Origin of the sequence: Actinoallomurus sp. CA-142502, assembly GCF_050936355.1 — a bacterium.
Taxonomy (GTDB): Bacteria; Actinomycetota; Actinomycetes; order Streptosporangiales; family Streptosporangiaceae; genus Actinoallomurus; species Actinoallomurus iriomotensis.
In genome coordinates, this window is sequence record NZ_JBNJMY010000001.1 from 8,325,892 (window position 1) to 8,350,160 (window position 24,269).

General features: G+C 68.9%; 20 protein-coding genes and 3 pseudogenes. 10 read left to right on the forward strand and 13 right to left on the reverse strand.

Translation table 11 applies throughout. The annotated features are described in order from the left end of the window. Positions 1 to 127 precede the first annotated feature (127 nt). The 4 genes from ACQEV1_RS38845 to ACQEV1_RS38860 are packed head-to-tail and all read left to right on the forward strand — an operon-like array spanning position 128 to position 4,853. On the forward strand, positions 128 to 1,270 hold the full coding sequence (locus ACQEV1_RS38845) for a 2-hydroxyacyl-CoA dehydratase (RefSeq protein WP_433401303.1): 1,143 nt from the start codon (positions 128 to 130) through the stop codon (positions 1,268 to 1,270). Then, entirely contained in the window at positions 1,267 to 2,568 is a 1,302-nt protein-coding gene (locus ACQEV1_RS38850; protein WP_433401306.1) for a 2-hydroxyacyl-CoA dehydratase, read from the forward strand. The genes ACQEV1_RS38845 and ACQEV1_RS38850 overlap by 4 nt, the downstream gene beginning before the upstream one ends. Next, complete coding sequence (locus ACQEV1_RS38855) at positions 2,569 to 3,873, forward strand: CaiB/BaiF CoA transferase family protein (RefSeq protein WP_433401309.1); 1,305 nt, start codon at positions 2,569 to 2,571, stop codon at positions 3,871 to 3,873. After that, complete coding sequence (locus ACQEV1_RS38860) at positions 3,870 to 4,853, forward strand: PaaX family transcriptional regulator (protein WP_433401312.1); 984 nt, start codon at positions 3,870 to 3,872, stop codon at positions 4,851 to 4,853. Before ACQEV1_RS38855 ends, ACQEV1_RS38860 begins: the two co-directional genes overlap by 4 nt. 101 nt (positions 4,854 to 4,954) lie before the next feature. On the opposite strand, the pseudogene ACQEV1_RS38865 reads toward ACQEV1_RS38860, so the two are convergent. The 9 genes and pseudogenes from ACQEV1_RS38865 to ACQEV1_RS38905 form a co-directional block, all read right to left on the reverse strand. Then, positions 4,955 to 5,110, reverse strand: a pseudogene (locus ACQEV1_RS38865) (alpha/beta hydrolase); the annotation flags it as partial. A 283-nt stretch (positions 5,111 to 5,393) separates the two neighbouring features. After that, a pseudogene (locus ACQEV1_RS38870) lies at positions 5,394 to 5,630 on the reverse strand (alpha/beta fold hydrolase); the annotation flags it as partial. A 528-nt stretch (positions 5,631 to 6,158) separates the two neighbouring features. Then, positions 6,159 to 7,082, reverse strand: coding sequence for a lysostaphin resistance A-like protein (locus tag ACQEV1_RS38875; RefSeq protein ID WP_433401315.1), 924 nt, complete (start codon positions 7,080 to 7,082; stop codon positions 6,159 to 6,161). Between the two features lie 126 nt (positions 7,083 to 7,208). Continuing rightward, a complete protein-coding gene (locus ACQEV1_RS38880) occupies positions 7,209 to 7,895 on the reverse strand; it encodes a response regulator (protein ID WP_433406056.1) in 687 nt (228 codons plus the stop codon). A 2-nt stretch (positions 7,896 to 7,897) separates the two neighbouring features. Further along, positions 7,898 to 9,061 (reverse strand): sensor histidine kinase, encoded by a 1,164-nt coding sequence (locus ACQEV1_RS38885; RefSeq protein WP_433401318.1) that lies wholly within the window; start codon positions 9,059 to 9,061, stop codon positions 7,898 to 7,900. Positions 9,062 to 9,423: 362 nt separating this feature from the next. After that, positions 9,424 to 9,939, reverse strand: coding sequence for a uridine kinase family protein (locus tag ACQEV1_RS38890; RefSeq protein WP_433401321.1), 516 nt, complete (start codon positions 9,937 to 9,939; stop codon positions 9,424 to 9,426). Between the two features lie 47 nt (positions 9,940 to 9,986). Then, on the reverse strand, positions 9,987 to 10,211 hold the full coding sequence (locus ACQEV1_RS38895) for a hypothetical protein (RefSeq protein ID WP_433401324.1): 225 nt from the start codon (positions 10,209 to 10,211) through the stop codon (positions 9,987 to 9,989). A gap of 61 nt (positions 10,212 to 10,272) precedes the next feature. Next, positions 10,273 to 11,034: a hypothetical protein gene (locus ACQEV1_RS38900; protein ID WP_433401327.1), complete on the reverse strand. Its 762-nt coding sequence runs from the start codon at positions 11,032 to 11,034 to the stop codon at positions 10,273 to 10,275. A gap of 154 nt (positions 11,035 to 11,188) precedes the next feature. Continuing rightward, a complete protein-coding gene (locus tag ACQEV1_RS38905; protein WP_433401330.1) occupies positions 11,189 to 12,442 on the reverse strand; it encodes an alpha/beta hydrolase family protein in 1,254 nt (417 codons plus the stop codon). Between the two features lie 279 nt (positions 12,443 to 12,721). Between ACQEV1_RS38905 and ACQEV1_RS38910 the strand changes: the two are divergent. The 4 genes and pseudogenes from ACQEV1_RS38910 to ACQEV1_RS38925 form a co-directional block, all read left to right on the forward strand. Then, positions 12,722 to 13,261, forward strand: a pseudogene (locus ACQEV1_RS38910) (ABC transporter ATP-binding protein); the annotation flags it as partial. A gap of 157 nt (positions 13,262 to 13,418) precedes the next feature. Beyond that, positions 13,419 to 14,030, forward strand: coding sequence for a hypothetical protein (locus ACQEV1_RS38915; RefSeq protein ID WP_433401333.1), 612 nt, complete (start codon positions 13,419 to 13,421; stop codon positions 14,028 to 14,030). Beyond that, complete coding sequence (locus tag ACQEV1_RS38920) at positions 14,020 to 15,261, forward strand: sensor histidine kinase (RefSeq protein WP_433401336.1); 1,242 nt, start codon at positions 14,020 to 14,022, stop codon at positions 15,259 to 15,261. The genes ACQEV1_RS38915 and ACQEV1_RS38920 overlap by 11 nt, the downstream gene beginning before the upstream one ends. Beyond that, on the forward strand, positions 15,258 to 15,926 hold the full coding sequence (locus ACQEV1_RS38925; protein WP_433401339.1) for a response regulator: 669 nt from the start codon (positions 15,258 to 15,260) through the stop codon (positions 15,924 to 15,926). Before ACQEV1_RS38920 ends, ACQEV1_RS38925 begins: the two co-directional genes overlap by 4 nt. Before the next feature lie 170 nt (positions 15,927 to 16,096). Here the strand turns inward: ACQEV1_RS38925 and ACQEV1_RS38930 are convergent, their stop codons facing one another. After that, positions 16,097 to 17,713, reverse strand: coding sequence for a flavin monoamine oxidase family protein (locus ACQEV1_RS38930; RefSeq protein ID WP_433401342.1), 1,617 nt, complete (start codon positions 17,711 to 17,713; stop codon positions 16,097 to 16,099). 407 nt (positions 17,714 to 18,120) lie between these two features. Between ACQEV1_RS38930 and ACQEV1_RS38935 the strand changes: the two genes are divergently transcribed. Continuing rightward, positions 18,121 to 19,128 (forward strand): hypothetical protein, encoded by a 1,008-nt coding sequence (locus tag ACQEV1_RS38935; protein ID WP_433401345.1) that lies wholly within the window; start codon positions 18,121 to 18,123, stop codon positions 19,126 to 19,128. 140 nt (positions 19,129 to 19,268) lie between these two features. Here the strand turns inward: ACQEV1_RS38935 and ACQEV1_RS38940 are convergent, their stop codons facing one another. From ACQEV1_RS38940 to ACQEV1_RS38950, 3 genes are all read right to left on the reverse strand, one after another. After that, positions 19,269 to 19,961: a response regulator gene (locus ACQEV1_RS38940; RefSeq protein ID WP_433401348.1), complete on the reverse strand. Its 693-nt coding sequence runs from the start codon at positions 19,959 to 19,961 to the stop codon at positions 19,269 to 19,271. A 99-nt stretch (positions 19,962 to 20,060) separates the two neighbouring features. Continuing rightward, a complete protein-coding gene (locus ACQEV1_RS38945; protein ID WP_285628322.1) occupies positions 20,061 to 21,269 on the reverse strand; it encodes a sensor histidine kinase in 1,209 nt (402 codons plus the stop codon). Between the two features lie 160 nt (positions 21,270 to 21,429). Then, on the reverse strand, positions 21,430 to 21,570 hold the full coding sequence (locus ACQEV1_RS38950) for a hypothetical protein (protein WP_433401352.1): 141 nt from the start codon (positions 21,568 to 21,570) through the stop codon (positions 21,430 to 21,432). 507 nt (positions 21,571 to 22,077) lie between these two features. On the opposite strand from ACQEV1_RS38950, the gene ACQEV1_RS38955 reads away from it, so the two are divergent. Next, positions 22,078 to 24,252, forward strand: a complete 2,175-nt coding sequence (locus ACQEV1_RS38955; RefSeq protein WP_433401355.1) for an MMPL family transporter — start codon at positions 22,078 to 22,080, stop codon at positions 24,250 to 24,252. Positions 24,253 to 24,269: the final 17 nt, after the last annotated feature.

Consider the following 24,269-nt stretch of genomic DNA (forward strand, 5'->3'; position numbering starts at 1 on the left):
GATAAACGGTGCGGCTAGAAGGCTTCCTGCGAACAAAGGGATGTAGCTTGTTGCCACCAGTTGCGAGCTTATGTCGTGTTATCCGGTCCGCTGGTGGGCTCGCGATAACGGAATGGGGTGAGTGATCATGGATGCGCTCGGCCAACTCGCGGCGCTGTACGAGACACGTACCGGTCCGGTGCCCGCCGCCCTGGACGGTCGGCCGACGGTGGCGTATGTGGGCGCGGACGTTCCCGTGGAGGTGCTCTCCGCCGCCGGATTCGCCCCGTTCCGCTTTTCCGGCCGGTCCGGCGCGTACGAGTCGGCCGCGCGCTACTGCGGCCCGGGCATCGACGGGGCCGCCGTCTCCCAGCTCGCGCGGTTGCTGGATGGGGACGCGGCCGCCTCGGCCGGCCTGACGCTGTCCGCCGACTGCGAGGGCACGGTGCGATTGTTCTTGTACCTGCGCGAGATCCAGCGCCTGGAACGACGTCCGGGCATACCACGGCTCACCTTCTTCGACCTGCTGCACCTGCCGCAACGTACGTCGGCCGTCTACAACCGGACTCGGCTGGACGCCTTCATCGCCGAGATGAGCGAGTGGGCGCACCGGCCGATCACGGACGCGGACCTGCGGGATGCCGCTGCCGAGCACGACCGGGTCCGCGCGCTGATCCGTGCGGTGGGAACCGAACTCCGCAGCGCGCCGGACGGACCACGGCTGACCGGGGTCCAGGCGCTCGCGGTGATCGGCGCGGCCTTCGTCAGCTCACCGCGGGTATGGTGCGCACTGGCCGAGCAGCTGCTGGCCGACGCCGGCGATCTGCCGCGCCGGCAGGGGATCCGGGTGTTCCTCACCGGCTGCGGCCACGACAACCCGTCGGCCTACCAGTTGATCGAATCGCTCGGAGCGGTCATCGTCGGTGAGGACCACGACTGGGGCGCCCTTGCCGGCGAACGGGACATCGGACCCTCGCAGCACATCCGCAGCACGCTCGGGCGATCCCGCGCGCTGGCCGCGCCCGCATCCGCCGGGCATGCCGCGGCAGTACGCGCCGAGCAGACGGCACGGATGGCCGCCGCCTGCGGCGCGGACCTGGTCGTCGCCTGGGCTCGGCAGTACGACGACGCGCCGGCGTGGGATGTGCCGGTACAACGCGAGTCCCTCGAGCGCGTGGGCATTCCGCTCGCGACCGTTCCAGCACAGCCGTATGGCGCGGCAAGCCACGACGACGCCGCCGACCTGCTGATGAGCGCACTGCACGAACGGACCGCGGAGATGTCCCGATGAGCGAATTCACCCGAGGCCGTCGCAACGACGCCAGCCTGCCCTCCGCGAAGGCGGCCACCACCTACCAGCGGCAGTGGTTCGCCCGTCTGAAGGAGCGCGCCGCCGCCGGTGATCCGGTCGCACTCGTCAACGCCGACGCGCCGCAGGAGATCCTGCGGGCACTGGACATCCCCTATGTGGTCAACCAGTGGTGGGCATCGGTGTGCGCGGCGAAACAACGGTCCGGCCCTTACCTCCGGCTCCTCGCCGAGCGCGGCTATCCGGCGGACCAGGAGCAGTACAACAGCCTGGCACTGGCGTCCACGTTCGACGACGATCCCCCGTGGGGCGGGCTTCCTCCGATCAGCTTCGTCCTCGCCGAAATGACGGGGGACGCGCTGCGAAAGGTGTTCGAGGCCTGGCAACGCGAACGGGGCGCCACCTTCCTCGGCTTTGAACGGACTGTTCCGCGCGAGGTGGACCCGTACTGGTGGAACCGCATCGAGGACGATTGGGAAGCACTGGTCGGCAAGCAGCGGATTGACCTGATGACCGCGGAACTGACCGGCGTCATCCGCCATCTTGAAGTCACCACCGGCCGGACCTTCGACGAGGAACGCTTCCGTACGGTGATGGACCTGGTCAACGAGCAACAGCGGTACAACCGGGCGACTCGTGACCTGATCGCCCGCACGAGTCCCGCCCCGATCACCATCGCCGACAGCATTCCCAGCGTCATGATTCCCCAATGGCATCGGGGAACGGAATGGGCCCGCGATGCGGCGCGCACCTTCTACGAAGAAGTGCGCGAACGCGCCGACAACGGCGAGTCACCGTGCCCCGACGAGCAGATCCGCCTGATGTGGGTCGGTACGGGCCTGTGGTTCGACATGGGCTTCTACAGCTGGTTCCAGGAAACGTATGGAGCGATGTTCGTCTGGTCGATGTATCTGGGCCTGGCGGCCGACGGATACATCCGACACGGCGAGGACCCCCTGCGCACTCTCGCCGGCCGCTTCGCCGCGTTCCCCGACATGATCAACGCACCGCCCTGGGCCAGCGAGTGGTACGCCAAGGAATCCGTGCACAACCGCATCGACGGCGCCGTACACATGGCGACCACGGACCGGAGGGGCAACTACTTCGTCAACCGCGCCATCGAGGCGGCCGGTGTTCCGGTCCTGCAGATCGTCGGCGACAGCGGCGATGCGCGCAGTTGGAACCAGGAGGCCGTGCAAGCACAGGTCGCCGAGTTCATCGAGAAGCGGGTCGCACCAGTGGCCGCGCGGCGGCGAGCCCGCGAGGAGCGCCGCCGATGAGTGCCCGGCAGGACGCGACCCCACCTTCGAACCACCAAGGAACCTTCCATGACTGAGTCCACTGCCGAGATCCCCCGCCCGCTGGAGGGCGTCACCGTCGTCGACCTGACCATCGCGCTGGCCGGCCCGTACGCGACTCTCCTGCTCAGTGGTCTCGGCGCCCGCGTCATCAAGGTGGAGAACCCGGACGGGGGCGACCGGGTGCGTAACAACGCGCCCTACTTCGGCCGCGAGGGGCTGTCGATACGGCGGCAGCACGACGACGACATGTCGCTCGGCGTGCTCGAACGGACCCGCGGCAAGGAAAGCGTGACGCTCAACCTCAAAGACCCGGCGGCCGCCGAGGTCTTCGCCGACCTCGTCCGCCATGCGGACATCGTGGTGGAGAACTACAGCCGTGGCACGGCCGATCGGCTCGGTGTCGGTTATGCGGCGGCACAGGCCGCCAATCCACGCATCGTCTACTGCTCGATCTCCGGATTCGGGGCGGGAGGCGTCCCAGGCGCGGGCAAGGCCATGGACGCGATCATCCAGGCGCTCTCCGGCACGATGATGACCTCCGGCGAGGACGGCGATCCGCCGGTGCGTGTGGGCATCCCGGTAGGGGACCTGTCCGCGCCGCTGTTCGCCGTGATCGGCATTCTCGGTGCGCTGCGCCAAGCGGAGGCCACTGGAATCGGGCAACATGTGGATGTGTCCATGCTCGGTTCCCTCACGGCGTTGGTGGCCGGCGAACAGTCCCATCTGCTCGAGCCGCTCGGCCGGTCCGGTCGCACCGGTCGCTTCATGCCGCGCCTTGCGCCGTTCGGAGTGTTTCGTACCGAAGACGGATGGGTCGCGATCTGCGCCCCGGAAACGAAGTTCGCCGAAGGCGTCCTTGCCGCACTCGGGCAGCCCGAGTTGTGCCACGACGAGCGGTTCGCCAGCCGAGACGGCCGGGTGGAGCACGCCGACGAACTGCACGAGCTCATCGAGGAGTGGACGAGAACGCGCACCACAGAAGACGTCGTCGCGACTCTAGAGGCACGCGGCGTACCGTGTGCGCCGGTGCGCAGGCCGGCTGAAGCGGTGGGCGACGAGCTGTTGCTGTCCCGGGGCGACACGATGCCACTACGGCACCCGGCCTACGGGAGCGCCGAGGGACTGATCGGCAGCGGCCTGCCCGTGCACTTGTCGCGTTCCCGGACCGGTTACCTTTCGTCGGTGCCGGCCCTCGGCGAGGACAACGAGCGGGTGTACCGCGATCTCCTCGGATATTCCGGTGACCGGATCGACGAGCTCGCCGGCCGGGGAGTAATCGGATGAGTCCGGCGCCGTCCCTGGACCTGCCGAGGTCACAAGCGGGCTCGTCGTCGCAGCACCTGCTGACCACGTTGCTCGGTGACTACTGGATAGGGCGCACCGAGCACCTGCCTTCCGCCGCGCTCGTCGCCCTGCTCGGTGAATTCGACATCGGCCCCACAGCGGCCCGCGCCGCGCTCAACCGCCTGGCCCGGCGAGGAGTCGTGGTCCCCTCGAAAGTGGGCCGCAACTCCTACTACGGCTTGGCGCCCGGGACCTCGGACATGCTCCTGGCCGGCGGCTACCGTTTCGTTTCGTTCGGTCAGGAGAACGAGTCCTGGGACGGGCAGTGGACCATCGCGATGTTCACCCTGTCCGAGCGCGAGCGCGAGCTGCGCTACTCGGTCTACTCGCGGTTGCGCTGGCTGGGGTTCGCGCCGCTCTACGACGGCACCTGGGTCTCGGCCAGGCCGGTCGCGGAGCAAGCCCGCCAGGAGCTCGACGAGCTGGGCCTGGGAGAGGTCACCATCTTCCGCGCGGTCGAGCACACGCCGTCGGCACGGCGGCCGATCGATGCCTGGGACCTGGACGAGATCGCGGCACGCTACACCGAGTTCGTCTCCGCCTACGAACCTCTCCGCACACAGGTCCGCAACGGTGACGTCGGCGCGAGCCAGGCCCTGCTGTCCCGCACGCACATCATGGACAGTTGGCGGAGCTTCCCGGGTATCGACCCGGACCTGCCGTCGAACCTCCTGCCCAACAGGTGGCCGCGCCGCGAAGCGTACGAACTGTTCGTCGAGGTCTACGACCAGCTTGGTTCTCTCGCCGCGATCCGGGTGCGGCAGATCGTCGAACGGTACTCCCCCGACCTCGCCGAACTGATCAAGTACAACACGACCGACGATCTTCTCGAACTCGGCCGCCAAGCTCTCGAACGGCGCCGCGTGCCGCATCAGGTGGAGACCGCCGGCAAAGCGCCCAGCCTGAACGCCACAACCTAGATGGTTGATCGTATATGGGTACGGTTCCTTTTCAGGGACTGGTTGAGCTGGGGTTTTGAGGGTTTGGTCGCACGACGCGGTGGAGATCCTGGCCGATGATCTCAACTGCAGAAACCCGCACGGGAGCCCAGCGTCCGGCGCAGGCCGAGGCCGGTTTCCCACGGGGTGGCGTTGTCGCGGCGGTTCTGCAGGATCAGGACGTCGCGGGGACCATGCGCCGTGACCTTCACGGGTGCCTCGTTCGGAGCCAGTCGACACCTGCGCCAGCACGGCTTTGTCCTGGTCCGATAGCTTCCCGTCGGCCAGGTCGGCCGCGGCCTTCCAGATCTGGGTCAGCAGCGGAAGCGTCTCGTTGTGCAGCAACAGCGAATAGGTGACCTGCCGGAGGGTCAGTCCGTTCAGGGACAAGGTCGTGCCCGGCAGCGGGGCGGGCGTACGGTCGAGGCGGTCGGCCAGGGTCAGGTAGTTCCTGGTCACCGTGGGGATGTCAGCGCCGAGCCCGAGGGTGTCGTTGTGCGCGGCCGCGATGCGGGCGGCGTCGGGGAACCGGTCGGCCATGCCCTTGTTCCAGGTGGCGGCCTGCTGCTGCCAGACCAGGTTCGGGCCGACGTTGCCTTCGAGGATCATCCGGTCGGTGTTGCCGGGGAACAGCGCGCGGTACACCGCGCCGAGGTACGTGCCGTAGGACTGGCCCCAGTAGGAGATCTTCTTCTCCCCCAGCGCCTGGCGGACCCGGTCCAGGTCCGGCGCGGTGTTCGGCGTATTGAAGAACCGTATGTAGCCCGACGGACGAGGCGCACTGCCGCGCGGTCGTACGCGCCTGGGCGACGTTGGCCGTGATCGAGCCGTCGGCGGCGGGGTAGGGGAACAGGACCGCCAGGTCGGGGTCGTTCAGGCGGCAGCTGATCGGCGTGCTGTGCCCGACTCCGCGCGGGTCGAATCCGATCAGGTCGTACCGGTCGAGGACCGACGCCGGCAGGGTCGGTGCCATCTGCCCGGACATGTCCAGGCCCTCCAACGCCGGTCCACCCGGATTGAGTAGCGGTGGTCGAGGCCGAAAGCGTCGCTTGGGCCGCCGGCTTACCCGAGTCCGAATCCGAGTCGGACGAACACGACGTGATCATGTTCGCCAGCACCCCGATCCCGACCAGCATCGCCACCGCGACGCGGGAATTGCCGGTCGGGAAAACGTTTTTCATCGTCAAGTCATGTCTTTCAGGCAGGTATCTGCCGCGAATGGGATGTACGGGACGGCCGGCGCGTCGGCCGATGAATCAACACCCACAACGGAATCTCAGAGATCGCTCAGGCCGGGGTCAGTGCGGCGGACGCCTTGCGCCGGCGGATCTGGCCGCGGCGCTGGGCCCGGCGCAGGAGCAGGATCGTCGTGGCCCCGCAGACCAGGAGCGCGATGATGCTCGCCTCGGGGCCGAAGCTTCCGCCGCTCAACAGCGACGAGCCGGACACCGAGCTCTTGAACAGACCCAGCGTGTGGTCGGACGAGCCGGAGACGTTGGTCCCGAAGATGCCGCCCTCGGCGAAGTTCCAGCCCAGGTGCAGCCCGATCGGCAGCCACAGCGTACGCGTGAGGGTGTAGGCCGCGGCGAGCATCAGCCCGCCCTCGATGGCGATGGAGACCGCACCGTAAAGCGTGGCGCCGGAGTTGACCAGATGCAGCGCGCCGAACACGATCGCGGAGACCGCCATCGCGCCCCAGGTGCCGGTCTTCTCCTCGACGATGCGGAACAGCACGCCGCGGAACATCACCTCCTCGACGACGGCCACCGCGCACGTCATGCCGAACGCGCCGATGGCGGCGGCGAGGTTGCCCCACCCGTGGATGCCGTACCCGCCGAAGACGGCGATGATCGCGATGGTGACCGCGAACAGCCCGATGCCGAGCAGTGTCCCGCGGCATACCTCGGCGACCGCACCGGGCCGGCCCACCTCGCCCGCCTGGCGGCGTTCAAGGACGCGCACCATCTTGGCGTACCCCAGCAGCACGAGCCAGGCGAGAAGCGGCCCGACCAGAACCCCGACGATCAGGAGCGCGACGGCGTTGCTCTGTACGCCCGAGTAGATCGAGCCGATGACGCCGTCGGCCACCACGCTCAGCACCAGGAGCACGATCAGGCGCACCCACGCCGGTCGCGGCCCCCGCTGGGGCTCCTCCCCGCGCTGTTGCTCCACCCGTTCCTGCTCCGCCGTCGAATCGGTGTGTTTCCCCACAATGGCCTCCATCAGGTCGCGGCCTCGGATGCGGGCCGAACCGCCGGAAACGCTACGGACGGCAGGGCCGGGAATCATCACGCCGACGTGGGCAACCTGGGTAGCTCGCTCGGGGGATAACGCCGGTCAGTACCCGCTGACCAGGCCGTTCTGGTAGGCGAAGACCACCACCTGTACGCGGTCACGCAACCCGAGTTTGCTCAGGACGCGCGAGACATACGTCTTGACGGTCTCGTGGCTGATCGTGAGGGCCTCGGCGATCTCGGCGTTGGACAGCCCGTGCGCGATCAGCGTCAGGACCTCACGCTCCCGGTCGGTCAGTGGCTCGGCCGGGTCCCATTCGCGTTCCGCGACACGGACCCGCGAGCCGAACCGGCCGATCAGCCGGCGGGTCACGGCGGGCGCCAGCAACGCCTCACCGGCCGCGACGGTACGCACGGCCGCCACCAGTTCGTGCGGCCGCGAGTCCTTGAGCAGAAAGCCGCTGGCCCCGGCGCGTAGCGCGTCGTAGACGTACTCGTCGAGGTTGAACGTCGTCACGACCAGCACCTTCACCGGGTCGTCCACGTCCGGGCCGGCCAGCAGCCGGGTCGCCGCGATGCCGTCCAGCAGCGGCATCCGGATGTCCATCACCATCACGTCCGGGCGCAGCCGCCGGGCGAGTTCGACCCCGGCCCGGCCGTCCTCCGCCTGACCGACCACCTCCAGGTCGGGCTGGGCATCGATGATCGCGACGTAGCCGGCCCGGGTGATGCTCTGGTCGTCGCAGACCAGCACGCGAGTCGGGCTCCCCTCCGCCTGCGGGTCGGGCATGGTCACCGCCCGCCTTCCGCCGGGATGCGGGCGTGCACGGTGAAGCCGCCGTCCGCGCGACCGCCGGCCCGCAGCTCGCCTCCGACCACGCTGACCCGCTCACGCAGCCCGGTCAGCCCGCGTCCGTCGGCCGAGCGCGGCGTGGCACTACCGGAGCCATCCGTGCTCACCTCGATGTCGACCTCGGCCGCGTCGTGGCGGACCCTGACGACCGTACGGCGGCCGGGCGCGTGCTTGAGGGCGTTGGTCAGCGACTCCTGCACGACCCGGTACGCCGCGAGCTCTGCGCCGCGGGTCATCGGCCCCTGCTCACCTACCTCGCTCAGCTCGATCGGCTGTCCCGTCGAGCGGGTCTCCTCCACCAGGTCCCGCAGGCTCCCGACCGCCGGTGCGTGCTCCGGCTCGTCGTCCACCGGGTCGAGCACGCCAAGGAAGTAGCGCAGCTCGGCCAGCGCACGGCGGCCGGTCTCGCCGATCTCGGCCAGGCCGCTCGCCACCTGCTCGGGCAAGTCGGTGGCGAGAAACGTGGTGGCGTCCGCCCGGATCACCATGTTCGTCACGTGGTGGGTCACCACGTCGTGCAGCTCCCGGGCGATGCGCGCACGTTCTTCCGCGATCGCCGCGTCGGCGGCCTGCCGCCGGCGTTCGGCCTCCTGCCGGGCGCGCGCCCGCATCCAGGCGCCCACCGACCAGCTGCCGGCATAGGCGATCAGAAAGAACGCGAGGAAGTCGACCGGGCGTTCGGGTGAGCCCTGGGCCTCCACCACGACCGCGAGGACGATGTACCCGGCGATCCCGGCGACGGCCGGCACCCGGCGAAAGCGGTCCTGGTACGCCCCGACGCTGTACAGCGCGACGATCAGACCCTCGCTGGCGAACGTGGGCGGATAGCCGAACATCTCGTGGACGGCGAAAGCGACGGCGATGACCGTCAGACACAGGCCCGGCCGGATACGGCGCACGACCAGGGGAAGGCATTGGGCGAACAGGAGCACGAGAGCGAATGCGTCGACGGGACGGCGGGCGTGCTCCGCCATGATCATGCCCTCGTGCGCCACGCCGGGGGTGAACGCCAGGACCGCGACGAGCGCTGCCAGCGCACCGTCACGCACGGCCAGACCGCGCGCCCGCCACCACCTCGGGATCAGCAGGATCCGATCCGGCATCGCCGGCATGTTCCCGAACACGCAGAGAGCCTAACGGCGCGGGCAGCGTCCCGACTCAGGTCATGGCGCATCGTCCGCTGGCGATGACGATCGCACCGCGCCCCGCGGCCGCGCCGAACCTCTCCAGGCCGACACCTCAGGGCCGACACGCCCGCCCGGCCTTACATCAACGACCGCTCGCTGACCGGCGCCTCGAGGCGGTCGTCCACCCTTCCTGACCACCGTGCCGAATACGTGCCCAAATTCCGTCGGGCGACTGAATCGGCATGTGTTCGCGCACGCGGTTTGCGTGACGTTCGGACGAGCCGGAGCTGGACCAAGCCCTCGCCCACGGCGCCCGCGCGGCCTGGCCTCGTGGTCGTTCATCGCAGGACCCTTCCCGCCATCTCGGTCACGAGATCGTCAACGGGACGGGTGCCCTCCAGGCACAGGTCGGCATGGTCACGTCCGGGCAGGACGTGGTCGAGGTAGCCGGCGCGGCCTCGCTCCAGGTAGCCGCGGATGCTGGGTGCGATGTCGGCTCCGGCCTCCAGCTTGCGCAACATCTTGCGGGCCAGCCCGATGTCCATGGGGATCTCCAGCCACACCTTCAGGTCCGCCTTTGAGCGCACGGCGTCGAGGGTGAGGGCGAAGATGCCTTCGGCGATGACCAGCTCAGTACCGGCGGCGCGATGCCGGTCGATCTGTTCGAGGACGACGTCGACATCGAGATTGGCCGGATCGCTGAAGTCCACCCATCCGCCGGGCGGTGCCGGACGGTAGTAAGCGTCCATGCCCACGACCGGCACCGCCAGCGTGCGGCCCAGCGCCTCGGCCAGTACCGATTTCCCGGATCCGGGAAGACCGGAGATCGCCACGAGACGCTGCGCGGAAGACATTGCCGCTCCGAGGAGTGAGTGTGAGTGACGTACAGGCCCAGGACGAATCATTCGAGATAGGGACCGATTCCGCCGACGCTATGCCGTACCCCGCACAGCTTGGCATTGACGTCGAGTGTCTCGGGGCTGACCTCGGTGAGGTAGGCGCATACGCCGATGCGCGGACGCTGTCCGGCGACGGCTTTGGCTTCGGGCGTGGCTTGGACAGGATCGATGACCTGCTCGCCGGGATACTGCAGGCGGTGGCGCCGCACCAGGCGTCGGCGTCGCATCCCGACACCGTAATGACCAGACGGCAGTCGGAGATGTGAACTCACCAGTCCCCCATGAGTGTCATGTCGGGCACGGATCGTCGAGGCGGCGGGCCAACTCGAGCATCACGAGCGCCCGCGCCGTCTCGGTCGCGGTGAAGGGCAAGCCCGGCCGGTGCAGGCGGATCGGGCGGCCCGTCGCGGGCGCCAGCAACAACGTCTCGCGGCCGCGGGCCCGGCCGACGGGCAGGGGGTGCGCGTCGAGCATCGCGGCCAGCGCGGCCGGCAGCCGGCGGGGGTCGGCCCCCACGGAGGAGGCCAGCAGCAGCGCGCGGGTGATCGGGTCGACGAGCTGATGCATGGTGGCCGGCAGGACGCTCACCTCCCGGCCACCCGCCGAGGTGAGCGCCCTCACCAGAGTCTCGGCCGGTATCGGTGCCGGCATCCGTACATAGAGCTCGTCGACGGTGCCGCCGAGGTCGGACTGGCTGTTCAGCGACATGATGTTCCCACCGGCGGCCGCGATCGCGGCGGCCAGCGCGGCGAGCTGACCCGGTGTGTCGCGTACCTGGGCGCGTACCCGCCACAAGCGGGCCGGCGGCGACGCGATCACGTCCCGAGGGCCCGAGCGGCGGTGCGCCCACCATAGGTGCGCAGCGACGAGCGCACACAGGGCGACGCCGAGGCTGATCAGTATCACCGAGCCGGACTCGCGGTGCCCCAGCGCCGTGGAGAAGACGTGCGCGATGCCGGCCGCGATGAACAGCGCGCCGAACTCGACGGCCTCGCGCCGCCATGTCCCCCGGTGGCCGGGCGCATGGCCACGGCGGATCTTGAGTCGCATGACAACCACGATGCGGAGCCTTCGTTGCGACGGTGGACACACAGGGTGACACCGATGTAACGACGTCACTCGGCAGGCACGCCACGGCTTCTCCATCCGCGCGGCGGGACGCCCCGACATCGCTTCCGTGTTCCCTCCGGCGGAGCACATGGGCTCAGAGCATGAACTCGATCTCGGGGTAGGCCGGCGAGGGATGATCGAGGATGGGGGCGCTCTGGTGGGTGAGGAAGCGTTCGAAGAAGGCGGCGGTGTACGCGCGTACCACGGTCGGGGCACGGTGGTCGTCGATGTCGCCGAAGTCCAGGCGCCATGCCTCGGCGGGCAGTTGCTCGTCCAGGCCCCACGCGCGGGCGTTCACGGCGAGGTCGGTGAATCGGTAGTGGCCCGAGCCGTCCAGGCGGAGCCAGTGGCGCCAGCCTCGCAGCCGTGGCAGGAACACGCTCCAGGTGGGGTCCTGATCCCCGCCGTCGCCGGGTGCGTGCCAGCCGCTGCCGAACACCAGGAACGGGCGGCGCAGGCCGGCCCGCTGGACCGGGCCGATCACCAATCCGTCCAGGTCGATGCCGGCCCGGACGCGCTTGTCCTCGTGCATCGCCTCGGCGGTGGTCGAACCGCCCAGCGAGTGGCCGAACATTCCGATCCGGTGCAGGTCGAGGGACCGTGCCAGGCCGGCGGGCAGCGGGCGGTGTTCGGCGTCCGGATTCGCTCCGTGGGAGATCCGGGAGAGTTGGTCGAGTACGAAGGTGGTGTCGCGGACCCGTATGGCCTGCAGACGGTTCCAGAGGCGGTCGTTGTCCTGGTCGGAGCCTCGGGCGCACAGCGCGGCATCGTCCTTGACGAGCCGCCCGCGGGGGAACTCCACCTCGGCCGCTTCGTGCGTACTGGCCGTCGCGACGACGACGAAGCCGCGGCTGGCCAGCTCTTCGTCGATGAAGGTCGTGTCGGTGCGGTCGGAGCACCAGCCGGGATAGAACAGGACCACCGGGTGCCGGGCTCCCGCGACCGGGGCGTCGATGTGGCTGTTCGTGGTCGCGGCGGTGATCGCACCCGGCGGTAGATGGTGATCGGCCTCGAGCTGGGCGGCCTCCCCGGGCGGCATGTACGGGGCGACCGGATGGCCCGTGGTGTCCTGTGCGGGGTACCACAGCTGCACGATCAGCTCCCGTGGTCGTTTCCCGTCGCCCAGCAGGTCGGTGCGTGAGGCGTCGACGAGGTGGAGCGAGGCCGTGCCGACCTGGTGCGGTCCGGTGGGCGGCGGGAGGTACAACGGGGCGGTCGCCTTCTGGCCGGAGACCGCTGTCCCGTGCGCGTGGTCGGCCGTTGACGGCGTGGCCGTCGCCAGCGTGGCGGTCGTCAGCGTGACCGCCGCGAGCGCGGCGAGAGTCTTCCGTGCGTTGTCGATGAGCATCGGCACCTCGGGTGATCGTGGTGAGTACGAGCCCGGTCTCGGCGGGCTGCTGACGGCGACGCTAGATCGGCGTTCGGCGCGGGGCGTCAGACCGCGGGCCCGACTCTTCGCCGCCGCGCGGTACGCGGGTGCCATGGGGGGCGGGCTCGCCGGGCCGCGCGCGGCCCGGTCAGGAAAGGGAGCGGTGCCCGGTGCGTCGTACCCTGGTACCGGTCCGGCCTGGTGATTCGCGCCCACGGTCGGATGCCGGGGAGATGGTCGCTTTCTAGTGTCGGCGTCATGATCGAAGTTCACGGTCTTACCAAGCGGTACGGCCCCAAGGTCGCCGTCGACGATCTCTCCTTCACGGTCCGGCCCGGCACCGTGACGGGGTTTCTTCGCCCGAACGGCGCCGGCAAGTCGACCACGATGCGCCTCATCGTCGGCCTGGACGCGCCGACCCGCGGGCACGTCACCGTCGACGGCAGGCGCTACGCCGACTTCCGGGCGCCGATGAGAGAGGTCGGCGCTCTGCTCGAGGCGAGGTCCGCGCATCCGGGCCGGTCGGCGTTTCAGCACCTGATGGCGCTCGCCCACACGCACCGCATTCCACGCCGCCGTGTCGAGGAGGTGATCGAGATGGTCGGTCTCGGCGCCGTCGCGCGCAAACGGGTCGGAGGCTTCTCGCTGGGCATGGGCCGGCGTCTCGGCATCGCCACCGCGCTGCTCGGCGATCCGCGGACGATCATCCTGGATGAACCGGTCAACGGCCTCGACCCGGAGGGCGTGCGGTCGATCCGTGACCTGCTCCGGTCGCTGGCGGCCGAAGGACGGACGGTTCTGCACGCGACATCGGCTCGACGGCCGCCACGCTCGGCGTACCCGTGTTCGAGCTCGCGCCACGACCGGTCTCGCTGGAGGACGCTTTCATGACGTTGACCCGCGGTTCGGTCGAGTACCACGCGTCCACCCGGGACGCGGCCACGGGGTGGGCGGCGTGAGCGCGACGACGGCCGGATGCCGGCTGACCATGAGAGGTGTCGCCCGCGCGGAGTGGACCAAGCTGTGGTCCCTGCGGTCCTTCCGGATTCCCCTGCTGTGCACGATCGGAGGTACCGCGGCGCTGGGCGCTCTCATCTCGGGCGCGTACCGCCCAGGAGCCGAAGGGCAGGTCGATCCGGTCTCGATCGGCCTGTTCGGTATGAGCCTGGCGACCGCGGTGATCGCGGGGCTCGGGATCATGCCGGTGACCGGCGAGTACTCGACCGGCACCATCCGTTCCAGCATGACGGCCGTGCCCAGGCGGTGGCCCGTGCTGTGGTGCAAGGCCGCCGTGTTCGGCGCCGTGGCGCTCGGTGCTTTCGCGGTCACGGTCCCGGCGATCTTCGCCCTCTCGCAGTCAATGCTCTCCGGCACCGACATACGGGCGTCACTGTCCGATCCGGGGATGGTGCGCACGCTCGTGGGCCTGGTGGCGTCTGTCGAACCGCTGACCGAGTTGCATCCGGCCGCCGGAGCGCCGCCACTCCTCTCCTACGCGGTGATGGTCGGCTGGGTCCTGTTCGGCCTGCTCGCGGCGAGTGCGCTGCTGAGCCGGCGTGACGTGTGACGACGCCGTGGCGAAGGGCTCGCCACGGCACGACCCCAGGACCGATGCGTCCGCGCCGGCCCGGTGGGTCCGCCTGGTCTCCGGCTTCGTACGCGGGGTCGACGCACGTCATCCACTGTGGTGGGACGTCGGGCCGCCGATCGCGCTGGCACTGGTCACGCTGCCTTCCTACCTCGGTGCCGGGTCCGTGACCTGGGCGGTGTGGCTGGGCTTCGTCGTCCCCCTGCCGTGGCGCCGCAGACATCCCTTCCGCGTTCTGCTCGCCATGGCGGTTCCGGCCGTGGTCTCCCTGTGGAACGGGGCGGTGCCACCCAACGCTCTGGGACTCTGCGTCGCCCTGTACGGAGTGGCCCTGCGCTCGGCGATCTCACGTGTGACCTGGAGCGGGCTGCTGACCGGTGCGGCCATCGCCGCGGACGTCACGTGGTGGCCGGGCGACGGCCTGGGACTTCGGATCCTCACCGGTCTCATGCCCTGCGCCGCGAGCGTTCTGCTCGGATTGTTCGTCCGCATCCGCCGGGAGGAGATCGCCGCTCTCGAGGACAAGGCCGCCCTGCTGGAACGAGAACGCGATCAGCAGGCCCTGCTCGCGGCGGCCGCCGAGCGAAACGCGATCGCCCGCGAGATGCACGACATCATCGGTCACAATCTGTCGGTCATCGCCGGCCTGGCGGACGGAGGCAGATTCGCCGCGGCGAAGGCTCCGAACCAGGCCGTACAGGCGCTGGAGGCGATCAGCGACACCAGCCGGCAGGCCCTGGGCGAACTGCGGCGTGTGCTCGGTATCCTGCGAGACGGCGATCCGGCGCGACGGCCGGCGACTCTGGCGCCGCAGCCCACTCTGGCCGGCCTCGGCGAACTGTTGACTCGGCTGCGGGACACCGGGTTGACCGTCCGGTACACCACCACCGGAAGTCCGCATGACCTGTCCGCCGGATACCAGCTGATGATCTATCGCATGGTGCAGGAATCGTTGACGAACGTCCTCAAGCACGCCGGTCCGGACTGTGAGGCGCAGGTGCGAGTACGACATGGTCCGGAAGGGGTGTCGGTGACGGTGACGAACACCGGCGGCCCTGCCACGGTCGCCGCCGGCGCCGACGGCGCCGGGCAGGGACTCACCGGGATACGTGAGCGAGCGGCCTTGTACGACGGCACGCTGCGGACGGGACCGCTGCCCTCGGGAGGATGGCACGTCGACCTCTGGCTCCCCCGAGAGCAGGATCGATGATCGCCGTATTGATCGCCGACGATCTGCCGCTGCAACGGCTCGGCTTCCGGATGCTGCTCGAAAGCCAAGACGACATGACCGTGGTCGGCGAGGCCACCGGCGGCTCGGAGGCCGTCCGGATGACCGCGGAACTGGGGCCCGACGTCGTGCTGATGGACGTCCGCATGCCCGGCCTCGACGGCGTCGAGGCGACCCGTCGCATCGTCGCGTCCGGCGGCCCTGGCCGCGTGCTCATCCTGACCACCTTCGATCTGGACGAATACGCCTTCGCCGGGCTGCGCGCCGGAGCCAGCGGCTTCCTGGTGAAGGACGCACAGCCGGGCGACCTGCTGTCGGGCATCCGCACGGTCGCCGACGGTAACGCCGTCGTGGCCCCGTCCCTGACACGAAGGCTTCTCGACCTGTACGCGCACCGGTTCCCGGTCACCGGACCGGACAGAGAACCTGATCCCCGGCTGCGGTCGCTGACCGAACGCGAACGCGGCGTTCTCCTCTGCATCGGCCAGGGCTACAGCAACAGTGAGATCGCAGAGCGCCTGGTCCTGGCGGAGTCGACGGTCAAGACGCACGTCGGACGCGTGCTGGCCAAGATCGGTGCACGGGATCGAGTGCAGGCCGTGATCTTCGCCTACGACACCGGCCTGGTCACCCCGGAAACCCGCTGACCCGTACGGCTTCCGGACAGCCGCGTTGCGCCTGACTTAAACAGCGACCTGGGGACTCAGATGGGGCCGCCCCAACAGGGCGGCCCCCTTCAGTGTCGTACGAAGAGCTTGAGCCAGATCATTGGACGGACCGACGGCTACCGGGAGAACGCCGGGAGAGGAACGGCAGGTCAGGCTGCCAGGACCCGCTGATGGAGTTCGGTGACGACCTTGCGGGCGGAGGAGATCGCGCCGGCCTGCCAGGCGTCCAGGTAGCTCAGGTAGTCGCCAGCGAAGTAGACGTTGCCTTGAGCCTGGTTGAGCGGGGCGAACGCTGGGGCGTCGGGGCCGCCGGACATGGAGTGCCAGGCGGCCTCGATGTGGGGGGCGAGCTTCCATTGGTGCGAGTACGAGGCCGCGAGTTCCGAGCGGTACTTCTCACCGTGGATCTTCACGCCCTGGGCAACCGCGCGCTCCAGTCTCTGGGCCGGAACGAGCGCCGAGTAGGTGTCGGAATGGGAGCCGGTGTTGTAGTAGCCGATGATGGTGCCTCGCTCGCCGAGGTGACCGTAGGACGGGTACCAGATGTGGTCCAGGTCCAGGTCGGTCTCGGTGATACCGCCCATGATCTTGAAGTCGGTCTCCCACCAGCGGCTCTTGTACTCCAGGCCGATCTTGGAGGCCTGGGAGGGCCGCACGGCCTGCAGGGCGGTCTGCACCGCGGAGCCGAGGTTGTGGGAGGTCCGGGCGAGGATCCAGGGCGCCAGCGTGGCGATGCAGTAGTCCGCGTCGACGACCTTGGTCCTGCCGTTACGGGTGTAGGTGACCTCGACGCCGTCGGAGGTGTTCCTGACGTCGGTGACCGCGGCGCCGGTGAGGATCTTGTCGGGTCCGATGGCCTTTGCGAACGCCCTTGGTATCGCGTCCATGCCGCCGACCGGCTGGAACATCAGCATGGCCTGGTCGTAGCCGAACTCGAAGGAGAAGTAACGGCCGACGTTGGAGGCGAAGACCTCGGTCAGGGACGGTACGTCGCCGAGTTCGACGCCGGGGGTGCCCGCGGCGCCGGGATCGACGCTGAAGCCGCGGTGTTCGGTGCCGGTGTACTTGTAGTCGGAGCCGAGGGAGCCGTAGCTCCTCAGGAAGGTGAGCAGCCGCTCCTTGTCGTCGGCGGTCAGCTCGGCGTCGAGGGCGCCGGTGTTGGTGGCCTTGGCGAGCAGTTCGGAGACGTAGCCGTACACGTCCGCCTTGGCGGCACGGTAGGCGGCCGGGGTCTCCATGCCGGTGGACTCGTTGTAGATGAGTGCGCTGGCGTTGGTGTTGGTGAACACCTCGACCGGCACCTTGAGCTCTCGACAGTAGTCCAGGGTGACCATCCACTGGGCGAGACGGGCCGGGCCGCAGTTCATGTACTGGCCCTGGCTGAAGGTCACCTTCTGGGTGACACCGTTCAGGTCGGTGACGGTGTCACCGCCGCGCACGGTGAAGTTGCGACCGCCGACGCGCTCGCGGGCCTCGAGGACGGTGCACTTGTATCCAGCCTTGCCGAGCTCGTACGCCGAGGTGAGGCCGGCTATGCCGCCGCCGATGACGACGACCTTGGCGGGCTTGCCGCCCCGGCCCTGGAGGGTGAAGTCACCGCGTCGAGGAGCGATGAAGGGCGCCTCCTTCTCGGCGGCGTAGGCGGCGGTGGGGGCGAGATCGAGGGCCCCCATGGTGGCGAACATGGCCCCGGCACCACCGGTGATGCCGACGGCCCGCAGGAAACTACGTCGGCTGGTGCCCGTTCCCGGCTGAGGCTCTGCCATCTGGCGGATCCCCTTTCAATAGGACGCACCACCGGTGTCTGGGCACCGGTGGTGATCTTGAAAGACGAAGAGATCCTCACATCGGCGTGTTACGAGCCACCTCATTCAGGCGTTTCGTGCGCGTTACCTGGCTTTCGCAGCTGATGTAGTGCGATAGGCCATGAATCTGGGTGCTGATGTGCGAAAACGTGCTGTCGACCGGTGAGACGACGTGTATCTACATCGCGATACCGCCCGTCATCCAGCCTTTAATCCATAGGTTCCGGATTCGAGCCCCGGGCACCCCACCAGTCCCGACCTGCGAATTCATCCACCGTTAACCGGGACGACCAGGCCACGTCATCGACGCACCAGGACGTCCCGTTGCTATGCATCCGTCCGTATTTCACGAAGATCTGGAGAACTCGATGCGTAGATCCCTGGTGACCGTGGCGGCCGGCGCGGTGTTGGTGCTCGGCGGGGCGTCCGCCGCCGGCGCCGGCTCGCCTTCCGCCGGCAGCGCCTCGCACGTCGGCCGTGGCGACGATTACGAGATCGCGCTGATCGGCGACATGCCCTACGGAGACTCCGGACGCACCCGGTTTCCACGCGTCATCAACGAGATCAACGCCGACCGGAGCATCTCGTTCACGGTGTTCGACGGGGACATCAAGAACGGCAGCGAGCGCTGCGACCAGGGGCAGTACGACCTGGCGGCCAAGAACTTCGACTCGTTCCAGCGGCCTGTCATCTACGTGCCCGGCGACAACGAGTGGACCGACTGTGACCGGGCCAGCAACGGCGGCTACAACCCGAGCGAGCGGCTCGCGCTGGTCCGCCGTATGTTCGCCTCCACCCCGGACTCTCTCGGTCAGAGGAAGCTGCGGCTCACGCGGCAGTCCGCCGACTTCCCCGAGAACGTGCGCTGGCAGTACGGCGCGGTGACGTACCTCGGCCTCAACATCACCGGCAGCGACAACAACGCACCGCAGTTCGACTCGAGCGGTAAGCAGACCGACGGGGACCTCGCCGAGTACACCGCACGCAACGCCGCGAACCTGGACTGGCTCGACCGCGGTTTCGCCGCGGCCAAGGCCGTCAAGTCGAAGGCGATCGTCATCGACATCCAGGCCGACATGTGGGCGGCCTCCGACCCGACCGCGCACTTCGCCGACACCAAGCGCAAACTCGCGCAGCTGACGATCGGTTTCCCCGGCCAGGTCCTGCTGGTGAACGGCGACAGCCACTTCCTCCAGATCGACAAGCCCCTCAAGGACGCGAAAGACGCGACGATCGAGAACTTCACCCGGGTGCAGACGTTCGGCAGCGATCAGAACCACTGGGTGAGCGCGCTGATCGACCCGAGCGACCCGCAGGTCTTCACCTTCCACCAGCACATCGTCAAGGCGAACGAACCGGCCTACGTCAGTCCGTGACCCTGACGTCCCTCCCCGGATCGGGCCGGGCCCCTTCTCAGGGCACGGTCCGATCCACCGGTCTTTCCGCAGGCTGTGGATGGGTTTTCAGCACCCGCAGGGGTCGCGGCGCTCGAGCACTCGAGGCGGCCGGCCAACGATTACGGAGCATTGGGTGACGTCGGGTCAGGCAGGTTGACCAGGCGGTACTGGTAGGCCAGCGCGACCAACTGTGCGCGGTCTCGGGCGCCGAGTTTGGCCATTGCCCGGCTGATATGGGTTTTGGCGGTGGCCTGGCTGATGGATAGGGCCGCGGCGATCTCGTCGTTGCTCATGCCGTGCGCCGCCAGCCCGGTGACCTCTCGCTCCCGCCCGGTGAGCTTGGCCAGCGCTCCAGGGTTGATCTGGCGGGTGGGCGTGTGGTCGACAAGCCGTGCGATCAGCCGGCGGGTCAGGCCGGGCGACAGGAGTGCTTCGCCACCTGCAACCACCCGGATGCCCTGAAGCAGTTGGCCGGGATCGGTGTTTTTGATCAGAAAACCGCTGGCGCCGGCGTCCAACCCCTCGATGACGTATTCGTCGTGATCGAACGTCGTGAGGATCAGCACATGCACGCCCGCGAGGTCGGGAGCCTCGGCGATCTGGCGGGTGGCGTCCAGCCCGTCGACACCTGGCATGCGGATGTCCATGAGGACGACGTCGGGGTTGGTTTGTCGGGCCAGTTCAACCGCTGCGGCGCCGTCGGCTGCCTCGCCCACCACGATCATCTGCGGCTCGGCGTCGATGAGGACCCGGAACCCGGCACGGACCAACATCTCGTCGTCGGCGATAAGGACCCGGATCGGCTCGGTCATGCCTGACCAACACCAGGTGCTGTCGGTGGTCGTCGGTGTCCGCTCGTCCGGGTCACGCGTGGTTCCGGTTGGCCGGTCATTGGCGGGCGCATGTCGTCATCATGCCGGGTCTGGTGTGGGTATCACACACCGCACCTCGAAGCCGCCGTCGGGGTGCGGGCCGGCGGTGAACTGCCCGGACAGCGCCACGGCCCGTTCTCGCATGCCGCTCATGCCGTGCCCATCCTTACCGTTGGTGCCGCGGTGACCGGGGCCGGGGGCCGGCCCGTCGTCGCGGATCTGGATGACCAGCTGCGCGGGTTCGTAGCGCAGGTCAAGCTGGACGGTGCGGGCGTGGGCGTGGCGCACGACGTTGGTCAGTGCCTCTTGGATGATCCGGTAGGCGGCAAGATCGACGGCTGCGGGCAACGGCCGGGCGCTGTGGTGGATGTTCAGCTTGGGCTGGACGCCGGCTGCCCGAACCGGGTCCAGCAATGCGTCGAGCTGGTCGAGGCCGCCGCGGGGTGCCCGGGGCTGGTCAGGCTCGTCGCTGTCGGCGCGCAGAATGCCCAGGATGGTCTTGACGTCGGTCAGCCCCTGGTCGCTGATGTGTTTGATCGTGCTCAGTGCCTCCGCCGCCTGGGCGGGTCGCGTGGCGATGAGGTGGATGCCGACCCCGGCCTGCACGCTGATGCTGGCCATGGTGTGGCCGAGGACGTCGTGCAGTTCGCGGGCGATGCGCAGCCGTTCTTCGACCACGCGGTGGCGGGACTGCTCCTCGCGGGTCTGGGCTTCGCGGGCAAGCTGAGCGCGGGTGGCCACCAGCAGCGCACGGTTGTACCCGACCGCCGTGCCGGCGGCGCCGGCGGTGATGGCCATCCACATGGCGTTGCCCGTGATCCCGGCCGGCACGGCGGCGCCGAAGGCCAGGTGGATCGCCACCACCGCGGTGAGCGCGGTCACCACCGCGCCCGCCAGCCCCCACCGCCACCCGCGTCGGGCCGCCAGGGTGTAACAGGCGATCAGCGGGGTCAGCGGGATCAGGGGGCTGGGATAGTGGGCGGCTGACCAGACCAGGGCGACCGTGCTGAGGACGACCAGCACCGATCTCGGGTAGCGGCGGCGGAGCGCCAGTGCGCCGGCCACAACCCCGACGAGCCCGACCGCCCCGGCGTCGAGTGGGCGAGGGTTGTCGATCCACGGGAGTCTCGCGCCGGTTCGGCTGCCGGCCAGCACCAGCACCGACAACGCCACGCCGAGCCCGACAACGGCATCGGTGAGGTTCGGTGCGGCCTGGCGCACGGTGCTGAGCGTCTTTGGCGTCTGCATCGCGAGTCATTCTGCCGGTATCCGCTGGTCAAGCGCATCCGCTGCCTGGACTACCACACTCGGCGTACTGGTCTACCGCGTGGGGATGACCTACTCCGGCGGAGTGAGCCACGAAACACTCCCACCAGCCGACGCGAACCGCCTGCGCCTGCCGCCACGATCATTTCGTGACGAGCACCAGCGAGGAAGAACTGATGGTGGCGAAGCGGGCAAGGACACGACGCCAGACCGAAGGCGGGCCGGCGGCCAGGCGAACCGGTAGAAGCATCCCGGATGCATCGGGCGATTCGACGAGGTTCACCGCGCCCAAGGCGACGCTACTGCCGGAGAGCGGCTGGGAACTGCGTGTCGGCCGGGGCAGCCGGAACCGCGCGGCCCTGGAAGTGCACACCGGCGACGGGCTGATCGACGTAGCCGTCGCCGACGGTCTCGTCGCGGCCCTCATCCGCGGAGCCGTACGGGGACGGCGGTGGTCGGTGGCCTGGGGGCACCTACCTCGCGGTGGCGACGTGCTCGTGGAGTTCCGCTCCGGGAATTCGATGCGCCGCGTCCCCGCGATCACGATCGCGGGGGCCTTCTGGGCGGCCGAGGTGCCGGGGCGGTTCCGCTCGGTCGTCGTCACCACCGCCGCCGACCGGGCGTCATTCCGCCTGCGCCGCTTCCGGCAGCACGGGACTGCAGGACTCCGCCGCAGGCGTCGTAGCGGGCGTCGACGAAAGCGACGCCCGCTCACGGCTCCGCCCGTGCATTGGGCTCCAGGGATCCAAGGGGGTCGAGTACGACGCTCGAACGACTTGAGGAGAAGATGATGACAACCGAGGCTTCCCGTACGGATGGGGCTTTGGCGGGACTGGCCCGTTTCTGTTACCGACGGCGCCGTCTGGTCTTTCTGGCCTGGATCGTCGGCGTGCTCGCCGTTGCGTTCATCGGCTTCGGTTACGGCGCCGCCCCCGACAACGACATGTCCGGCGGGGGCTCCGGGTCCGCCAAGGCGCAGGCGCTGATCGAAAAGCACTTCCCTGAGCGGCAGGGGGACACGCTCACGCTCGCGATCAAGGCGGACAAGGGGATCGACGACCCCGCCGCCCGGCGGAAGATCGAGAAGGTCATCGCCGATCTTGACGCCTCACCCATTACTGGACCGGTGACCTCGCCGTACCAGGACAAGAACTTGGTGACCAAGGATCGTCGTATCGCCCGTACGATCATCCCGCTGACCGAAAAGGATGCGAAGAAGACCGAGGTCAAGCCTCTGGTGGACACGGTCAAGCAGGCTTCCGGAGACGGCGTGTCATTGGGGCTCGGCGGGGAGCGGGCAGAGAAGGCCGAGACACCCAAGCAGGGTCCGGGCGATAGCGTGGGCGTCCTTGCGGCGGCGGTGATCTTGTTCATCGCCTTCGGGTCGCTGGTGGCGATGGGCTTGCCGATCGTGACCGCGCTGATGGCGATCCTCGGCGGCCTTGCCCTGACCAAGCTATCGGGGTACCTCGTTCCCGCGCCGGACTTCACCGTGCTCTTCGCCGCGCTCATCGGGCTCGGTGTCGGCATCGACTACGCACTGTTCATCGTGACCCGCTACAAGGACGGCCTGCAGGAGGGCGACGATCCCGAGAGCGCCACCGTCAACGCCATCACCACCGCGGGTCACGCAGTGCTGTTCGCCGGTACGACCGTGGTGATCGCGATGCTGGGTCTGGTCGTCATGGGGCAGAGGCTGATGACCGGGGTGGCCATCGGCGCGTCGGCGACCGTACTGGTGACCATGATCGCCGCGGTGACCCTGCTGCCGGCGTTCCTGGGCTTCATCGGCCACAAGATCAACTCGCTGCGGCTGCCTCGCCGTACGTCCCGCCGGCCCGCGTCTACCGGTGGCCCGGCCCCCACGCGCCGTACCCCCGCCGAGCGCTGGGCCCGCACAGTACAGCGCAGACCATTGGTCGCTGCGGTACTGGCCGGCGCGGCTCTGCTGGTGCTGGCCGCTCCCGCGCTGTCGATGCGCCTCAGCCTGCCCGACGCCAGCGTGCAGCCCCACGACAGGAGCAGCTACACCTCGTACAAAATCCTCTCCGAGGGTTTTGGCCCCGGCTACAGCGCACCCCTGATCTTCGCCGCCGAGGCCGGCTCCAAGGACGAGCTGGGCCCCGCCGTCGAAATGGTCAGCGCGACCGAGGGCATCGCCTACGTCACGCCACCCCAGATCAGCAAGGATGGAGAGGCCGCCACCTTCACCGCCTTTCCCAAGACCGGATTCCAGGACGAGGCGACCACGCACCTGGTGCACAAGCTTCGCGACGACGTGCTGCCCAAGGCACCCGCCGGGGACAAGGTCTACATCGGCGGCCCTAACGCCGCCGCGATCGACTATTCCCAGGAGACCGGCTCGCGCCTGCCCCTGATGATCGCGGTCGTCATCGTGCTGTCGCTGGTGCTGCTGATCGCGCTGGTCCGGTCGGTCACGATCGCGCTGCAGGCCGCCGTGATGAACCTGTTGTCGATCGGCGCCGCCTACGGCGTGCTGGTCGCGATCGTGCAGTGGGGATGGTTCGGCTCGGCCCTCGGTTTCGCCACCGACATGCCGGTCACGACCTGGGTACCGCTGGTGATGTTCCCGGTCCTGTTCGGCCTGTCGATGGACTACGAGGTCTTCTTGATCTCGCGGGTCCGTGAGGAGTACGAGCGCACCGGCGACACCCGGACCGCCGTCACCCACGGGCTGGCGCGGACCGCCAAGGTCATCACGGCCGCGGCCGCCATCATGATCGCCGTCTTCACGACCTCCGTGCTCGGCCCCGACGTCTCGATCAAGCAGGTGGGCCTGGGCATGGCCGTCGCCGTGTTCATCGACGCCACCATCGTCCGGATGATCCTCGTCCCCGCGGTGATGGAACTGTGCGGCAAGGCCAACTGGTGGATGCCCGGAGGCCGGGCGCCGAAGACGACCTCGGCTGCACAGGCCGGGGTCGGGGAAAGGGTCGAAGTCTGACCCATAACCCGGCCGTC